General features: G+C 62.3%; 16 protein-coding genes and 1 pseudogene. 9 read left to right on the top strand and 8 right to left on the bottom strand.

From position 1 onward, the window contains the following. A pseudogene (locus CN311_RS19280) lies at positions 1-214 on the bottom strand (ImuA family protein); the annotation flags it as partial. A 181-nt stretch (positions 215-395) separates the two neighbouring features. Here CN311_RS19280 and CN311_RS19275 point away from each other — a divergent pair. After that, positions 396-818, top strand: a complete 423-nt coding sequence (locus tag CN311_RS19275) for a metallopeptidase family protein (RefSeq protein ID WP_097575323.1) — start codon at positions 396-398, stop codon at positions 816-818. A 284-nt stretch (positions 819-1102) separates the two neighbouring features. Here CN311_RS19275 and CN311_RS19270 read toward each other — a convergent pair whose 3' ends face one another. Beyond that, entirely contained in the window at positions 1103-1309 is a 207-nt protein-coding gene (locus CN311_RS19270; RefSeq protein ID WP_097575322.1) for a DUF1737 domain-containing protein, read from the bottom strand. Between the two features lie 139 nt (positions 1310-1448). After that, complete coding sequence (locus tag CN311_RS19265) at positions 1449-2324, bottom strand: HpcH/HpaI aldolase/citrate lyase family protein (RefSeq protein ID WP_165779764.1); 876 nt, start codon at positions 2322-2324, stop codon at positions 1449-1451. A 503-nt stretch (positions 2325-2827) separates the two neighbouring features. Between CN311_RS19265 and CN311_RS19255 the strand changes: the two genes are divergently transcribed. The 4 genes from CN311_RS19255 to CN311_RS19240 are packed head-to-tail and all read left to right on the top strand — an operon-like array spanning position 2828 to position 7853. Beyond that, positions 2828-4369 carry a DUF4153 domain-containing protein gene (locus CN311_RS19255; RefSeq protein WP_097575320.1) on the top strand — a complete coding sequence of 514 codons (1542 nt, stop codon included), beginning with the start codon at positions 2828-2830 and terminating at the stop codon, positions 4367-4369. 3 nt (positions 4370-4372) lie between these two features. After that, complete coding sequence (locus CN311_RS19250; RefSeq protein ID WP_097575319.1) at positions 4373-5065, top strand: response regulator transcription factor; 693 nt, start codon at positions 4373-4375, stop codon at positions 5063-5065. Beyond that, positions 5053-6657 carry a sensor histidine kinase gene (locus tag CN311_RS19245; RefSeq protein WP_097575318.1) on the top strand — a complete coding sequence of 535 codons (1605 nt, stop codon included), beginning with the start codon at positions 5053-5055 and terminating at the stop codon, positions 6655-6657. Before CN311_RS19250 ends, CN311_RS19245 begins: the two co-directional genes overlap by 13 nt. A 29-nt stretch (positions 6658-6686) precedes the next feature. Further along, positions 6687-7853, top strand: a complete 1167-nt coding sequence (locus CN311_RS19240) for an NAD(P)/FAD-dependent oxidoreductase (protein ID WP_097575326.1) — start codon at positions 6687-6689, stop codon at positions 7851-7853. A gap of 188 nt (positions 7854-8041) precedes the next feature. Here CN311_RS19240 and CN311_RS19235 read toward each other — a convergent pair whose 3' ends face one another. The 4 genes from CN311_RS19235 to CN311_RS19220 all read right to left on the bottom strand — a co-directional run bounded on the left by CN311_RS19235 (position 8042) and on the right by CN311_RS19220 (position 9874). After that, a complete protein-coding gene (locus CN311_RS19235) occupies positions 8042-8536 on the bottom strand; it encodes an SRPBCC family protein (protein ID WP_097575325.1) in 495 nt (164 codons plus the stop codon). A gap of 44 nt (positions 8537-8580) precedes the next feature. Then, on the bottom strand, positions 8581-9027 hold the full coding sequence (locus CN311_RS19230) for an SRPBCC family protein (protein WP_097575317.1): 447 nt from the start codon (positions 9025-9027) through the stop codon (positions 8581-8583). Then, positions 9027-9338: an ArsR/SmtB family transcription factor gene (locus CN311_RS19225; RefSeq protein ID WP_097575324.1), complete on the bottom strand. Its 312-nt coding sequence runs from the start codon at positions 9336-9338 to the stop codon at positions 9027-9029. The genes CN311_RS19230 and CN311_RS19225 overlap by 1 nt, the downstream gene beginning before the upstream one ends. A gap of 113 nt (positions 9339-9451) precedes the next feature. Next, positions 9452-9874 carry a GNAT family N-acetyltransferase gene (locus CN311_RS19220; protein ID WP_097575316.1) on the bottom strand — a complete coding sequence of 141 codons (423 nt, stop codon included), beginning with the start codon at positions 9872-9874 and terminating at the stop codon, positions 9452-9454. Positions 9875-10030: 156 nt separating this feature from the next. Here CN311_RS19220 and leuD point away from each other — a divergent pair, with 156 nt between their 5' ends. The 3 genes from leuD to CN311_RS19205 all read left to right on the top strand — a co-directional run bounded on the left by leuD (position 10031) and on the right by CN311_RS19205 (position 12432). Continuing rightward, complete coding sequence (leuD, locus tag CN311_RS19215) at positions 10031-10636, top strand: 3-isopropylmalate dehydratase small subunit (RefSeq protein WP_097575315.1); 606 nt, start codon at positions 10031-10033, stop codon at positions 10634-10636. Positions 10637-10927: 291 nt separating this feature from the next. Continuing rightward, positions 10928-11857, top strand: coding sequence for a hypothetical protein (locus CN311_RS19210; protein WP_097575314.1), 930 nt, complete (start codon positions 10928-10930; stop codon positions 11855-11857). Between the two features lie 110 nt (positions 11858-11967). After that, the gene (locus CN311_RS19205; protein WP_097575313.1) at positions 11968-12432 is read left to right on the top strand and encodes a hypothetical protein; all 465 of its coding nucleotides are present in this window, start codon (positions 11968-11970) and stop codon (positions 12430-12432) included. Between the two features lie 587 nt (positions 12433-13019). Here the strand turns inward: CN311_RS19205 and CN311_RS19200 are convergent. After that, on the bottom strand, positions 13020-13202 hold the full coding sequence (locus tag CN311_RS19200) for a hypothetical protein (RefSeq protein WP_097575312.1): 183 nt from the start codon (positions 13200-13202) through the stop codon (positions 13020-13022). Positions 13203-13207: 5 nt separating this feature from the next. Here CN311_RS19200 and CN311_RS19195 point away from each other — a divergent pair, with 5 nt between their 5' ends. Then, positions 13208-14074 carry a DUF3800 domain-containing protein gene (locus CN311_RS19195; RefSeq protein ID WP_097575311.1) on the top strand — a complete coding sequence of 289 codons (867 nt, stop codon included), beginning with the start codon at positions 13208-13210 and terminating at the stop codon, positions 14072-14074. The last annotated feature ends 72 nt before the right edge of the window (positions 14075-14146 follow it).

Here is a 14146-nt window from a genome sequence, read left to right as displayed (position 1 = left end):
GCTCGGCGGTGTGCAAAAAGGCATCGGGCGGCGCCATGGCGAGATCGCGCCGGACAATTGTCAGATTCCGGGAGGCGGCCTCGCCGTCAGACGGCAAGCCAGCCGGGGCCGCACCAGCCGGCGCCTGCAGGCGCTCGGGCAGCGTTCCCTCGATCTTCGCGATCTGGCGGCGCAAGGCAAAAACAGTCTCCCGCGCCACGGCGTTCATCGCCATAACGGTCAGCTTCCACTCACAGTTGTTCCTGTTATGTTCTTATAGATTCCAGAGGGCGAATGAAGAGTCAAGCGGAGTCGTGGGGAATTTATTCCTGTCCGGCCCGCACACATCCGGCGCCCCTGCCAGCTCATTTGCCTCGCCCGGCGCGAAAGCCTATATGCCCGGGAAAGGACAAAGCATGGCCCGCATCTACAAGACCCGCACCTGGCACGCCGAGCTTTCGCCGTCGATCGAGGAAATCGAGTTCCTGGCGCTGGAGGCCTATGCCCATCTGCCGGAGGATTTCCGCAAGCTGACCGGCGAGATCGTCATCCAGATCTCGGAATTCCCGACCGATGAGATCATGGACGATCTGTCGCTGGAAACGCCGTTCGACCTGCTCGGCCTGTTCGAGGGGCGCGGCATCGCCGAGCGCTGGAATCCGCAGACCGGCGAGGGGCCGAACCGCGTCACGCTCTACCGCCGCGCCATCCTCGACTATTGGGCCGAGAACGAGGAGACGCTGGGCGACATCGTCACCCATGTGCTGATCCACGAGATCGGCCACCATTTCGGCCTGTCGGACGACGATATGGAAAAGATCGAAGAGGCGGCGGAATAGGACCTACGTTTCGTCATCCTGGGGCGGAGCAAGGAGCGAAGCGACGCGGCGCAGACCCCAGGATCCATGCCGTGACGGTGGTGCAATGCTCCGGCGGTGCAGAACCGAACGCTCACCATCCGGTTCTGCGGTAACGGCAATCAGCCATCCCGATCGGTCGGTATGATCGCACTAATCTGAGCCGCCATGCTCTTCGGCAGAGGTAACGGCATGGATCCTAGGGTCTCCGCGACGTCGCTTCGCGACTGCTACGCCCTAGGATGACGAAGGACGAGCGACATGCCCTACCAGTCGCTGAGCTTGGTGTCCGGCCCGTATTCCTGGCCCTCGACATCCTTCACCACGGCCTGGCCGCAGCGCATGGACTTGGTCCTCTTGTCATAGGCATAGGTCGGCGATCCGAACAGGTGCCAGCCCTTGTTCAGCGCCGCCGTCACCTTGTGGCAGAAGCTGGAATCGTCCGGAGCGCTGAGAAAGCGGTAGAGTTTCATTCTTCGACCCTGTCGTGGTTGCCGTCGCCCGCGAGCACTTTGATTTAAGCATGATCTTTTCCGAACCGCAGGTTAGCGGAAGCAAAAACCGGTCTCCACTTTTCGCTTACGCGGTCCTTTGGTTCGGGACCATGCTCGATCATGCCCCGATGGCGGCGGCCTTTGCCAGCAGTTTTTCGGCCTGCGCCAGATGCAGTCGCTCGACCATCTTGCCGTTCAGCGCAATAACGCCCTTGCCGGCATTCTCCGTCAGCCCGAAGGCATCCTTCACCGCGCGCGCCTCGGCCACTTCCTCGGCGGACGGCGCGAAGGCATGGTTCGCCGCCTCGATCTGGGCCGGGTGGATAACCGACTTGCCGTCGAAGCCCATGGCGGCCGCCTCCGCGCATTCGCGCGCCAAGGCTTCAGAGTCGCGAAAATCGTTGAAGACGCCATCGATCAGGTCGAGGCCGCCGGCGCGCGCGGCCAGCACCATCTGCATCAGCCACGGCACGAGATAGCGCCGGTCGGGCGTCGCGCGAATGCCGGTGTCCTTGACCAGATCGTTCGTTCCGGCAACGAAACAAACCAGGCGCGAGGCCGAATCGCGCCCGAGTTCAGCAATTGCGCCGATGTTGAGCAACGCCTTGGGCGTCTCGATCATCGCCCAGAGCTTGACCTCGTCCGGAGCAAAATTGTCGTCGAGGACATCGCCGGCTTCCAGGATGTCGCGCGGCGTGCCGACCTTGGGCAACAGGATGCCGTCGGGCTCGCATTTGGCCACGGCCAGAAGATCGTCGGCGCCCCATTCGCTGGACAGGGCGTTGATGCGCACGATCATCTCGCAACGCCCGGGGCGGTCGCCGAAAATGCCAGCCAGTTTTTCCCGTGCGGAAATCTTGTCGGCCGGAGCAACGGCATCCTCGAGATCGATGATGACGGCATCGCAGGTGAGCCCCGGCAGCTTGGCCAGCGCCTTGTCGTTCGAGGCCGGGACATAGAGCACCGAGCGGTGCGGGCGATAGGTTTGCGTCATGTCCGATCTATGCCGCCTGCGGCGGGCTGAGGCAAGACGAACCAATCGTCGATGTCGGCGCCGCCCCTCACTGCCCTGCCGGGCATTTCTCCCCGTATAGTGACGGGGAGAAAGAGGCTGGCCGCAACCTTGGCATCCTTTCCGCGACTCTGGTGATTGGCGAAACCGTCGATGAGAGCGTCCCTCTCCCCGTCACTACGGGGAGAGGGTGCCGGCAGGCAGGTGAGGGGCAGCGCAGACATAGCAATGCCCACCTCTGCACAAAAACTGCACTCCCTTGCAGAAAATCTCCTCCGGTCCGCCCCGCCGTGTCCTTGCCGGTAATCCAAAGAGGTGGGCATGCAAGATCAAGGAAATCCCCGCTGGTGCCTGCCGTATCGGCTCCGAAACGAAGGCTGGTGGCTTGCCGACCCACCTGGGTCTCAGCCTCTCGCCACCGTCCTCCCTTTCCTCCCAACGCCCGCGCCCAGATTTCCCGGCCGGGCGATCGCGAAAGTCCTGATATGACATCGTATCTCACGCCGAGCTATTGCAGCCGCTTCGGCGTCGCCGTGCTGCTGGCCGCACTGGCGGATTTCCTCTTCTACGGCCAGCCCGCCGGCATCAATTTCTTCCTGTTCGCCATGCTGATCGCCGGTGCGGTGGTGGCCGTGCATCCTTCCGCCTTCAGCGACGTGAGGGTCTGGTTGAAGCCAACAGCCTTGCTGGTCGCGTTGCTGCCGCTCGCCGAAAATGTCAGCCTCCTGTCCGTCTCTATCGGGCTTGCGGCCCTGGCTGTCTTTGCGCTTTCGCTGACCGGGCGGTTGCGGCGCAACCTTGCCCGCATTGCCGGCCAGCTCCTGGCCTTCGCGTTCGCGGCACCCTTTCGGTTCGCTTATGACTTCTTTCGCTGGCGCAGGGCGGCGCGACAGCTTGGCCAGCGCCGCATCCGTTTCGCGGCAATCGCCGTCTGGATCATGCCGCTGGTGCTTGGCGTGGTGTTCCTCGCGCTGTTCGGCGCCGCCAATCCGGTCATCGAATATTGGTTTTCGCTGATCGACCTCTTCGCACTGCTCAAGCTCATCCAACTGCCGCGGCTGTTCTTCTGGCTGGTCGTGCTTGCCGGCGTCTGGGCATTCCTGCGGCCGCGCCTGCCGCGCTTCCTCCGGCGCATCCCGCGTCTGACGCCGGCTGCCAAGGTGCGGCCGCAGGCAAAAGCCGCCACCACGATCGAGGATATCGTTTTCGGCAAGGCCGCGATCTTGCGCGCGCTCATCGTCTTCAACATCCTGTTTGCGGTGCAGACCGGGCTCGACGCCGCCTATCTCTGGGGCGGCGCGGCACTGCCCGACGGCCTGACCTACGCCGCCTATGCGCATCGCGGCGCCTATCCGTTGATCGTCACGGCGCTGCTTGCCGCCGGCTTCGTGCTGGCGGCGCTGAGGCCCGGCAGCGACACATCGGGCGATCGGCTGATCCGCACCCTGGTCTATGCCTGGGTGGCGCAGAACATCGCGCTGGTCGTCTCGTCGATCCTGCGGCTCGACCTCTATATCGGCATCTATGCGCTGACCTACTGGCGCGTCGCCGCCTTCGTCTGGATGGGGCTGGTGGCGGCGGGCCTTGCCCTCATCATCGCCCGCATCGCGCTGGAAAAATCCAATGAATGGCTCTCTTCCGCCAATCTTCTGACGCTTTCAGCGACGCTCTATGGCTGCTCTTTCATCAATTTCGCCGCGCTGATCGCCAACTACAATGTCGACCATTCCCTCGAAATGACCGGCCAGGGCATTTCACTCGATGTCGGGTACCTGCATTCACTCGGCCCAGCCGCGCTGCCGGCACTCGATCGCTTCATCGAGCAACAGAGCAAGACGATTGCCGTCGGCTGGCCCAGTTACCGTACTCTCCTTGCCGTGCATAAATCGGATAAAGCCCGCTACCGCACTGCTCAGGAAAACTGGCGCGCCTGGAGCTTTCGCGACTGGCGGCTTCTTCGCTACCTCGACAGGCAAGGCCCGTTCGTGGTTCCTGACGGTTTCGAATCCTTCGTGCCGGGCCGCTGACAAATGCCGCATCACATCCTCGTCGCCGACGACGACCCGCATATCCGCGAGATCATCTGCTTTGCGCTGGAAAAGGCAGGGATGAAGACGTTTCCCGTCGCCGACGGCGCGGCCGCCTTGCAGGCGATCGAGCGCCGCGCGCCGGATCTCGTCGTGCTCGACATCGGCATGCCCGAGATGGACGGGCTGGAAGTGTGCCGGCGGCTCAGGCAGCGATCCGATGTGCCGGTGCTGTTCCTGTCCGCGCGCGACGAGGAGATCGACCGCATCCTCGGACTGGAAATGGGCGGGGACGACTATGTCACCAAGCCGTTCAGCCCGCGCGAACTGGTCGCCCGCGTCAACGTCATCCTGCGGCGCGCCCGCCCGGCGCCTGTCGAGATCGACGAGCGGCAGCTCTCGCATGGCAGGCTCACTCTGGCGCCGGCCAGCCACGCCGCCAGTTTCGACGGCAAGCGGCTTTCGCTGACCGCGATCGAATTCTCGATCCTGAAAGGTTTCCTCGCCCGGCCGGCGCATGTGCTCGACCGCGAGACGGTGATGGCCAGCGCCTATGCCGGCAATATCCATGTCGCCGGCCGTACCGTCGACAGCCATATCCGCAACATCCGCGCCAAGCTGGCGGCGGTCGGCTGCGAGGATGCGATCGAGACCGTGCACGGCGTCGGCTTCCGGCTCGGCAAATGCGGCGCGTGAGCGCGCAAAAATGGATCGGCACCAAATGGCGGCCGCGCCTGGCCACGATCGTTGTCGCCATCCTGATCATGGTGATGGCGCTGCCGCTGGTCGGCCTGTTCTTCTTCAGGCTCTACGAGAACCAGTTGATCCGCCAGACCGAGGCGGAATTGATCGCACAAGGCGCGGTGCTCGCCGCGATCTATGCGCAGGACGTGCGCGAGGCCGGCATTCCGGCCGAGAAACTCGGCGCGCTGATGCCCGCCATGGAGAGCGAATATACGAGCAGGAGCACCGAGCTCGCCTCCCGCTACCGGCCGATCGAGCCGAGTCTCGATCTTGCCTCCGACACTGTCCTGCCGACCCGGCCGGCGGCGGCGGCCGCCAGTCTCGATCCTGCCTTCGCGGCGATCGGTTCGCGTTTGTCGGACATTCTCGCCGAAACGCAGAAAACCACGCTGGCCGGTTTCCGGCTGCTCGACGCAAAAGGCGTTGTCATTGCCGGGCGCGAAGAGGTCGGCCTGTCGCTCGCCGATGTCGCGGAGGTTCGCGAGGCGCTTGCCGGGCGCTATGCCAGCGCGCTCAGGCTGCGGATCCCCGACCAGCCGGCGCCACCGCTCTATTCGGTCAGCCGCGGCACGAAGGTCCGCGTCTTCGTCGCCATGCCGGTCGCTGTAGACGGCAAGGTCGCCGGCGTCGTCTATTTGTCGCGGACGCCGAACAACATCGTCAAGCATCTCTATGGCGAGCGCGGCAAGGTAACGCTCGCGGCCATCGCCGTTCTCGGCGGCACGCTGCTCATCGCCTTCGTCTTCCTGCGTACCGTCAGCCGGCCGATCTACGCGCTGATGGAGCGGACAGGGCGGATCGCCGCCGGCGACCGCACGGCGATCCGGCCGCTCGACCACCACGGCACGCGCGAGATGGCCGAGCTTTCGGCGGCTTTCCTCGACATGGCCGAAAAGCTGCATGCACGCTCCGACAGCATCCAGACCTTCGCCACCCATGTCTCGCACGAGCTCAAATCGCCGCTGACGGCGATCCAGGGCGCGGCCGAGCTGCTGCGCGATTCAGGCGCCGCCATGGACGAGGCCGAGCGGAAGCGGTTTTCGAACAATATCGTCACCGATGCCGGGCGGCTCAATCTGCTGGTGCGCCGCCTGCTCGAACTGGCGCGCGCCGAAAACCTCGCCCCCAGCGGCGAAACCACCTCGATCGGCGCAGCACTGGCGCTGCTGCCCGTGGACAAAGGACTGGCGGTCCATGTCGAGGCGGGCGGCGACATCGGCCTGCGCATCTCGGGCGAGAACGCGGCGATCGTGCTTGCCAATCTGATCGACAATTCGGCGCGCCACGGTGCGAGCGCGGTTTTGCTCGCGGCAAGCAGCGCTGACGGCAAGGCGACAATAATGGTGAGCGACGACGGTGCCGGCATTTCGCCGAGCAACCGGGACCGCATCTTCGAGCCATTCTTCACCACGCGCCGCGATTCCGGCGGCACCGGCATGGGGCTCGGTATCGTGCTGGCCCTCCTGAAAGCGCATGATGGCACGATCCGGCTGGTTGACTCCGGGCGCGGCACGCGCTTCGAGATCATTTTGCCGGTTGCGTGAAGGATGCGAGCGGCGGATCGGAGAAGAAAGTGCGCTACGACATCGTCATCATCGGCGGGGCCATCGTCGGCTCCTCGGTCGCCTATTATCTGCGCGAGGAGGGATTTTCGGGCTCGATTGCGCTGGTCGAGCGAGATCCGCAATTCGCCCATGCGGCGACGACGCTGTCCTGCGCCTCCATCCGCCAGCAATTCTCGATCCCCGAAAACATCCGTCTGTCGCAGTTCACGCTGAAACTGTTCCGGCGGCTGACGGAGGTTTTTGGCGCTGATGCCGATATCGGCTTTCGCGAGGGCGGCTATCTCATTCTGGCCGGCGAGAACGGCCTGCCGATCCTTAGAGCGAACCACGAGGCGCAGATGGCCGAAGGCGCCGACATTGTGTTGGAAGATGCCGACCAGCTCACGCGCAGGTTTCCGTGGCTGTCGGCAGAAGGCATCACCGCCGGCGCCTATGGCCGCAGCGGCGAAGGCTGGTTCGACGCGCATGCGATGCTGATGCTGTTCCGCAAGGCGCTGCGCGAGAAGAAGATCGATTTCATCACAGCCGATGTCACCGGCATCGAGCGGCAGGGCGATCGCGTCACCAGCGTCAGCCTCGACAATGGCGAGAGGCTCGAAGCCGGCATCGTCGTCAACGCCGCGGGGCCGAATGCCGGCAAGGTGGCTGGCATGGCCGGGCTTTCGCTGCCGGTCGAACCGCGCAAGCGCAACGTTTTTGTCTTCGAGGCGCGCGAGAAATATGCCGACATGCCGCTGCTGGTCGATCCCTCCGGCATCTATGTCCGGCCGGAAGGCTCGGTCTACATCACCGGGGGCGCCGAGCCGGAAGAGGGCGACGGCCCGGCTGATCCCAAGGATTTCGAGCCGGACTGGCCGCTGTTCGAAGAGGTGATCTGGCCGGTGCTGGCGACCCGCATTCCGGCCTTCGAAGCGATCAAGCCGACACGCGCCTGGGCCGGCCACTACGACTACAACACGCTCGACCAGAACGCGGTGATCGGCCCGCATCCTGAGGTGACGAATTTCCTGTTCGCCAACGGGTTTTCCGGCCATGGCCTGCAGCAGGCGCCGGCGGTCGGCAAGGCGCTGGCTGAGCTGATCGTGCATGGCGGCTACAGGACGGTGGATTGCTCGGCGTTTGGGTATGAGCGGGTGGCTGAAGGAAGGGCGTTTCGGGAATTGAATGTGATCTAACGCAGGCGGGACAGCGCCCCCCTCTGTCCTGCCGGACATCTCCCCCACATGGGGGGAGATCGGCCGTCATCCCGGCCTTCGCCAATCGCCAACGTTGCAGGAATGAGCGGAGCGCTCAAGCTGCCAATCTCCCCCCTCGTGGGGGAGATGCCCGGCAGGGCAGAGGGGGGCGCGAAGGATCGCTACGGCTATGCCGCCACCCGGCTGCCCGCATCCACATACGCCTGCAGCCAACTCAATACCCGGGCCCAGCCTTCGGCATGCTCGGCTGCCGCCTCGGTGAGGCCGGCGAAGCCACCATGGCAGACGGTGAGGCGCGTGCCGCCAACGATCGGTTCGAGCAGATAGGCGACCGTCGTTTGCCGCCGGCCAAGCGTCGGGTGGTCCCAGTCATAGCGCCTCGTCTGCACGATCCGGCGTGGCGCCTCGATCTCGAGAAACTCGCCTCTGGCCGGCAAGTCCTTGCCGTCAGCCGTCCTGACGATGACGCTCCAGCGACCGCCGACGCGCAGGTCGGCCGACCAGCCGACCATCCGGTAGGTATCGGCCGAGCCCCACCAGCGCTCGACCTCGTCGGTGACGAGCGCCGCGAACACCTGCTCCGGCGGCTTGGGAATTTCGGCCGAGGCCATGACCGTCTCGCTATTCGCCATGGCCTGCGCCGTTCTATGTTCGAGGATCATTTCCAACCTCCGTCAACGGTTGTTTCGCCACCGAAACAATTGCCTTAGCCCTTCGAGGCCGGGCGCGACAGGCCTTTGCCGGTTTCCAGCAGGCTCTTCAGGCTGGACAGGACCAGCGGCCAGCCCTTGGAGACATGCTCCAGCAATTTGTGAGGACCGTCCGCCTCATGGGTGACGGCGAGCTTCATCATGTCGCCTTCCTGATCGATGACGAAGGTGCAGCGCGTGTAGCCATCGGCCTTCACCTCCGGCATGAATTCATTGCGCCATTTGATCACCAGGCGCCTCGGCGGATCGATATCGAGGATCTCGCCGCTGTCGGTGACGCGGCCGTCGGCGTAGGCCATCTTCCATGCCGAACCCTTTTTCCAGTCGCTCTGCATCTGGGCGCCGAGGAAATATTGCTGATGGAACTCCGGTTCGGTCAGCGCTTCCCAGAGCCTTTCGGGCGTCGTGCGGATGTAGGTGACATAGGTGAAAGCGTTGCTCATCAGTCTTCCCTTTCAAGACGTTTCTTCAGATCGCTGAGGGCGTTCAGCCGCCCCCGCTCGAATTTGCCGATCCAGCGTTCGGCGATCTCGTTGATGGGAACGGGGTTGAGGTAATGCTCCTTCTCGCGCCCCTTGCGGATCGTGGCGACGAGGTTCGCCTCCTCGAGGATCGCCAGATGCTTGGCCACCGCCTGGCGGGTCATGTCCATCTCGGCGCACAGCGCACTCAGCGTCTGCCCGTTCCTGGCATGCAGGCTGTCCAGCAATTGCCGGCGGGTCGGGTCGGCCAGGGCGCGAAAGACAGCATCCATGCTCATGGCTTTAATATGCAACCATTTGGTTGCATGTCAAGGCGCCGCGCAGATCACGAAAAGTTGGCTGCCTCGTCGAGCGATTGCGGGGTGCGGAGATCCGGTGGAAAGCGTCAGCCCTTGCGGCTGAACCAGAAGGCGTCCGCCATGCGCGTCATGCCGATGCGTTCATAGAAGCCGACGGCGTCGGGCATGGAGATAAGGCTGACGGCGACCGATGGTCCGAGCTGCCGGCGTGCCTCGTCCATCAGGCCCTTGCCGACGCCAAGCCCCTGCGCCGCCTGGGAAACGGCAAGGTCGGAAATATAGCAGACCCAGGAGAAGTCGGTGAGGCCTCTGATAACGCCGATCAAGGGCTTGCCTTCGATGTCGAGGCGCGCCGTCAGCACCAGATTGGCGCCGGCAAGCATCGCCTTCAAGCGGGCTTGGTCATCGACCGGGCGCGTCTCGCCGAGGCCGGATTCCACCAGCACGCGGCGGAACTCGGCCGCATCCAGGGTCGGCTCGCTGGCATAGAGGACGTGCTGTTCGCTCATGGCAGCCAGATTGCAACAAGGAGCAGCGATTTCGAAGCCATTTTTTGCTCGCCCTTTGCTCCGCGGCTGTGCACAAACAGTTGCCTTTTATTTGCCCGCGGCTTTGTGTAAACCGGCGGCAGCAAATCCCCCGCAACGAAACTCGGGCAAAAAACCATGGAAAAATTCACCAAGCTCACCGGCGTCGCGGCACCCATGCCGATCGTCAATGTCGACACCGACATGATCATCCCCAAGGATTATCTGAAGACGATCAAGCGCACCGGGCTCGGCACCGGCCTGTTCGCCGAGATGCGCTACAAGGATGACGGTTCGGAAAACCCGGACTTCGTGCTCAACAAGCCGGCCTATCGCAAGGCGCAGATCCTGGTCGCCGGCGACAATTTCGGCTGCGGCTCGAGCCGTGAGCACGCGCCATGGGCGCTGCTCGATTTCGGCATTCGCTGCGTCATCTCGACCTCGTTCGCCGACATTTTCTACAACAACTGCTTCAAGAACGGCGTGCTGCCGATCACCGTCAGCCCGGAAGACCTGGAAAAGCTGATGGACGACGCCTCGCGCGGCTCCAACGCGACGCTGTCGGTCGACCTCGAAGCCAAGGAAATCCGCGGACCGGACGGCGGCGTGGTCAAGTTCGACCTCGACGACTTCAAGCGGCACTGTCTCTTGAATGGCCTCGACGACATCGGCCTGACCATGGAGAAGGCCGGCGCCATCGCCTCGTTCGAAAAGAAGAACGCCGAGCTGCGCCCCTGGGCCTGAACCCTTCGTCATCCTCGGGCCTGACCCGAGGATCCATGCCGCGACATCAGCCAAGGCATACGACGAAACAGAACTCTGCACCGCTGCAGCACTCGTATGTCATGGCATGGATCCTGGGGTCTGCGCCGCGTCGCTTCGCTCCTTGCTTCGCCCCAGGATGACGAAGACGCGAAGGCTTTGGCCAATCTCCAAAGTGTGAATGGTTTCCTGCTCCGCCGGCCATTCGAGTGCAGTGGTGCGGACTGGCGTTTCGACTCCGGCCGGCTATGATCTGACGAAAGGAGGATCGCCATGACACGTTCGCTTGTTGCCGGCGCCTGCGCGCTGGCATGGATTCTCATGCCGGTGGCTGGCGCGCATGCGCAGACCGACATGGTGCTGGTGCCGGCTGACGATGCGTCCAACGGCGCCGCCGACCAGGACGCGTCGAGCAATGCGGCGCTGGCCGACAATGACAGCCAGGGGCCGATCCCGTTCGAGGGTGGGCAGCTGACTATCACCCAGCACGAAGAGTATGGCGAGAAGGTGCTGACCTATGACGGCAAGCAACTGGCGAGCAACTACGACGTCTTCTTCGACAAGGTCGTCAAGGTCGGCGGTGTCGATGTGGCTCTGGTCGATGTCGGCGACGGCGGCAACCAGTGCGGGCCGGCCAAGCTGATCGTGTGGAAGCCGGAAGGCGGCACGATCCAGGCCACCACCGTCGAGCAGGATGAATGCGGCGCGCCGCCGGCGGCGGTGTCCGACAACGCCATTTACTTCGTGCCCTATCTCCTGCCGGGCGATTCGAAGCCGGCGCTGCAATGGTCGCCCACCGAGGGGCTGACGATTTCGGGAAATCTCGCCTACATGCCGGAGCCCGGCACCGACTGGAAGGATGTCGACCCGGCGAAATACGACAACATCATCGATGCCTTCCACAATGCGGCCGTCTACAAGCAAGCCGAGACTCTGCTGGGCAAGGAAATGCCTGACATGGCGACCAGCCTGCTGGTCGGCGGCGGCACGCAGAAGGCAGCATCTGGCGCCTTCTACGCCAGTGGCTGCGTGCCGCATGATTGCGGCGGCAATGACGGCTTCATGGCGGTCGACCCGGTGAAGCACGCGCTTTATTTCGCCCGCCGCGGCGACAATGGCGAGCCGGATGCCTGGCCGGCGGTCAAGACCTGGCCGGCCGACATCAGGGAGGCGCTGGACAAGGCGCTGGGGTCGGGGAATTAGCTGTGGCGACGGAGCAATCGCACACCTTCGTCGCCCTCTGACTTGACCTGGGCGATTATATATTTGACAGACCCGGTGACGAAGCGAGGACGCGATGATATGAATCGCGCATGGACCAATTTATCGAACGGTTTGCGAAGGAATGGCCCGTGATAAGCGGTGCGCCAGCGTCGTTTGGCATCGCGGTCGCCATAGTTGGAACCTCAATCTGGTTGGCGCTTCGTTGGCAGTATGGCGCGCGGCTAACCCATCGCGACGATGAGATAGCCGCCTATAGGCGCAAACTGGATGGCGCTTCGCCGGACGAGGCAGCCCAAAAAATCGCAGCGCTGGAAAAGCGGCTAGATTCGTTCACATCGGTTCCTATCGAGGAACTACAGAGAAACCTAACCCATGCTGAAGCCGTGGCGCGTCAAAACCAGATTCGGCAGTTAGTCGATCAATATTTGGAAACCAACACGGAGCCGCCCGCCGATGCGTGGCTCAATGCTCAATTGGAAAAGCTTGGGAAGACATGGCACGCCATCAACAAGGGTACTCACTACGAGACGTTCGAGCCTGCCCGTTGGGGTTAGCTTCATAAGTGGAGATAGAGCGCAACGCTCCCCACTCCCGTTATCCACATGTGTGACACACAAGATGTTGGGGTCACAAAAGCTACGCAAACGAATCCTTGACGGCGCAAAACGATTCGCCTTTTATAGGCCATGCGTTCCTGTTGAGAGCGCGACCGGAAAGTTCTGAGCCCGGTCTTTTTTCCCGGATTTTGTGCGTTTTGCCCGCATTCGCGCTCTTCGTGCGCGGCTGCTGACGCATGTCGTTTTGGGAAACCTGGGAGAATTGTCGGACTGGAATAAATTGCCTGTTAACACCAAAACTTGTGTTTGCAGGTAGGCCCGGGGCTAAGATAATTTAGCAATTCCCTTTTTCGAAGATTCGAAATGGGGAAATAATTGCAGCGGGCTCGTCGCCAAACAATACCCGCTGCAACTGATCAAACAAGGAGACCTATTATGCAGCCGCCATAGTTTTATGCACTTCCCGGAGAAAGCCGATTGCAACGGCCCAATCCGGCAGCCACCAGAGGGTGGCAGGAGTTCGAAGCGCGAATGCTTCGTTCTCCACCTAGCCCGAAGAATCTAGCATAGCGCCGAGTCAGTGGTCAAACGGCCTTGTCGTCGTGTCCCGCATTATTTTTCTTAGTCGGCTTATCGTTGATGGCGGGCCTCTTCGTCACCCTCCTAAGTGCTTCATTCAACGGTTCTTCGGAATCGACGGTTTCGAGCTTGCGGGCAAGGTCGCGGAACTTCTCTACTTGACTCTTTTCTTTGGCAGTAGCCTTCATTTTTTATGACCTCTAAGGGAAAGATACCGGAACCGTATTTCATTGCCTACTTCGATGAGGCTGGCGACCCTGGAATTAAAACGGTTGCCCCGATTGACCCGAACGGCGCGAGCGAATGGTTCTCTGTAGGCTGCGCAGTTATCCGCGCCACCAATGAACCGAACATGGTCGGCCTGATTCGCGATATCAAACGGTCGGTCTTTTCGACGCAAAGCCCAGATCTCCATTTTCGCAACCTAGCCGAACACAAAAAGAAGTCTGTATGCGATGCGTTGGCTGCCACCAACATACGCTTCTTCGTCGTCGTTTCGAACAAGAAGAACATGCGGGACTATCACAACCCACAAGCTGAGGCCGTTTCGCTCCACCCTCACAACTGGTTCTACAACTACTGTATCCGCATTGCCTTAGAACGTATCAGCGAATGGTGCGCAGCGCGGTCAACCCTCGAAGAGGGCGGGCCTATGCATGTAAAACTAGTGTTTTCGAGGCGCGGCGGTCACTCCTATCGCCACGTCGAAACGTACACCGAATTGCTGTCGATTCAGGCCACAAAAGGCAATGTCTATCAAACAGCTAGGATACCAGATTTTCGAGTGATCGATCACAGGCTTATTGAAGTGATCGATCACAACAAGAGTGCCGGTTGCCAGATAGCCGACGTGGTAGCTAGCGCGTTCTTTCAGGCAGCAAATGCCGGCTCGAAGCGGTGGAACACCTCTTACGCGAAAGCTCTAGCGCCGCGTGTCGCTAGAGACGCCAACCGGCGATGCGCAAACTTTGGCGTGACGCTGTTACCGTGGCGGAACTGGAAGCTAAATCTCACAGTTGCCCAGAAGGAAATCTTCCGCTTCTACGACTACGACATATGAAAAAGTGGCGGGCCCCGGCCTCGTTGCCATCAGGGGCTTATAGGCCACCATCCAAGTGGGCGACCGTCCGTC

The sequence above is a fragment of the Mesorhizobium sanjuanii genome (genome assembly GCF_002529485.1).
Lineage (GTDB): Bacteria > Pseudomonadota > Alphaproteobacteria > Rhizobiales > Rhizobiaceae > Mesorhizobium > Mesorhizobium sanjuanii.
This window is presented reverse-complemented; position numbering and strand designations above follow the sequence as displayed.